Genomic DNA, 2541 nt, shown 5'->3' with positions numbered 1-2541 from the left:
GCATCAATCGATCCCAGCAACAATTGCGCATAGGATCTCAAGGATTTGAGTTCTGAAGAAACGATATCCGAAAACATCTTAGCCCCTTGGTCCCTTGCCTCAATCAAGAGAATAATTCAGCCGTGTACTCAAAGCATTGTACCACAGAAATTCTCCCACTGCGGGAAAACCGATGATCTAAACTCAATTGAAACAAGTTTCCATCCAAATCAGCAGCTCATCTATTTACCGAGTTAGGGGACACACGATGGGGATACACGTACCAATTTGTCAGATCAGTTATGGCGATCGCCCACCCTGTAATCTTTCTGAAGAGATCAGTACTGCTGAACCAAAGGCGATTTCCGGGTATTTGCACAGGCACAGCTGTGAGCGCCATATTGCGTTGGTTACATTCTGATTGAGAATGTCTCTATGTCGGGCAGCTTCCGCATGAATTCGCCTGCGGCAGAGCACGGGCAATCACACAATCCGTCTGCATACGGACTGCAAGACGGAAACACAAACACGGATCTGATCCATGCCAAGCGCAGTTCCCAACACCTCATCAGCCACTAGAAAACCTGGTCGCGCCACCAGCCGCCTCGGCATGTTGGCTGGAAGCCTAGGTGTCGCAATCGTCATTTTCGTCGTTGCGGTCGCGATGATCGAGTTGACGCGCGGCGCTGGGCGTGTGGCCGCCGTCTGGCCAGCGAACGCAATCCTGATCGTCTTGCTTCTGAAGAACCCGCGCAGGAACTGGATTCCCCTGCTCACGGCAATGATGGCCGCGCTGGTGCTCGCAAATATCTATTCAGGAGACCCGGTTCTCCGGGCGTTCATTCTGGCTCTGGCGAACGTAGCAGAAGTCTGCTGCGTCGCCTTTATTTTCATGTACCAGCGCAAAATACGGTTCATCAGCCTGGCGGGAATTTCTACTTTGATCATGGGCGGATTCGTCGGCAGCCTCTTGTCATCCCTTATGGCTGCAACAGGATTGTTCACGAGTGGAGAGACCCTCGTACTCTCTGAAGCCCTCGTATGGTTCTCAGCAGACTTTCTAGGCATAGTTCTGTTCACTCCGATAATCTGGTCTTTGGCGGATCGCTCGAAAAAATTCGTCAGCACGTCGCCTGACCTTCAATACATTCTGAAGCTGGGGCTATTGTGTGCGACGACTTTCTTCGTTTTCGCCCAGAGCGACTATCCATTCCTCTTCCTCGTACCCCCCGCGCTCGTATTCCTCGCCTTTGGGGGAGGCGTAAAAGCGGCCGCCATTGGACTACTCACGATCACGGCAATCGCTTTGCCGTTCACGTTGGCTGGCACTGGCCCAGTACACCTGATGTCAGCCGAATTCACTTCCAAGATTCTGGCACTTCAACTATTCTTGGCGACAAACTCCATTCTCGGGCTCGCTGTCGGAGCAGCCTCTTCGGATCGCCGTCGACTGATCAATCATATCAGACGGTCTCGAGAACGCTTGTCGAGCAAGTCACGCGAACAACAGGAGATGCTGACAAAGGCCCACTTGGCCGAGCGTATGGCGGGCGTAGGTCACTGGACTCTGAACCCATCCACTCAGGAAGTGGACTGGTCGCCGGAAGTTTATGCAATTCACGGCGTCACGAAAGAAGAGTTCAACCCGATGTATGGCGACGCGATCATGTTCTACGCTGAAGAAGACCGCGATCGTGTGCGGGCTCTGGTTGAGCGCGCTGTCAACAATGCCGAAGGCTGGGAATTTCAAGCCACGATTGTTCGAAAGTCGGATGGCAAGAGGCGGCGCGTGCGCTCTATCGGAGATTTTCTTGTGGACAAGACCGGAAAGGTCGAGCGAGTGTTCGGCGTGTTCAAGGATGTCACAGACGAGCAGGTTGTACTTGAAGCACTTGCGAATAGCGAATCCAAGTACCGGACCCTCGCGGAGAACTCTACAGACATCATTGTAAAGTTCGGTTTGGATGGAATCATCACCTATGCGTCGCCCGCATGCGAGATTTTGGGTGTTTCGCCAGAAGATGCAATTGGCTTGTCAACATTGGACTTCGCGATTCCGGAAGACCGCGGACGTGCGGCAGAAATCACCCAATCACTTTTCCAGAATGACGCCGTTGATCCATCTGTGCAAAGAGAATTTCGAGTGAAGAACAAGCACGGTAACGTGATCTGGCTGGAGGGAAATCCGAAGCTCATTCAGGGTGAGGATGGTCGCCCCCGCGAGGTAATATCGACCTTCCGGGACATCACGGATCGCAAGGAAAGGGAGCAGGCCTTGGCCGAAGCCCGCGCTGAAGCCGAAGCTGCTGGCAAGGCAAAAGCGGAGTTCCTCTCGAATATGAGCCACGAAATTCGTACGCCCCTGAATGGTATTCTTGGCTTCACGCAATTGTTGGAGCAGACGGATCTGAGTGAAGAGCAAAGGCTGTTCACTACCCGCGCGATGAAAGCCGGGCGCCTATTGAAAGATATAGTCAACGATATTCTGGATTACTCCAAGATCGAGGCAGAAAGCATCCAGTTGGAAGAGCGTGCTGTCGACATTGCTCAACTTGTTCAGGA

Annotated in this window: 1 protein-coding gene; it reads left to right on the top strand. The window is 52.8% G+C overall.

All coding sequences use genetic code 11. The features are described 5' to 3' along the window. Positions 1–520 precede the first annotated feature (520 nt). Positions 521–2541 (top strand): PAS domain S-box protein (locus B4F73_RS07575; RefSeq protein ID WP_290482910.1); only part of this gene is annotated, 2021 nt, incomplete at its 3' end.

The sequence above is a fragment of the Hyphomonas sp. UBA3601 genome, from assembly GCF_002375605.1.
In the GTDB taxonomy this organism is placed as follows: Bacteria; Pseudomonadota; Alphaproteobacteria; order Caulobacterales; family Hyphomonadaceae; genus Hyphomonas.
Note: the sequence above shows the minus strand (reverse complement) of the source record. Positions and strands in the feature narration are given on the sequence as shown.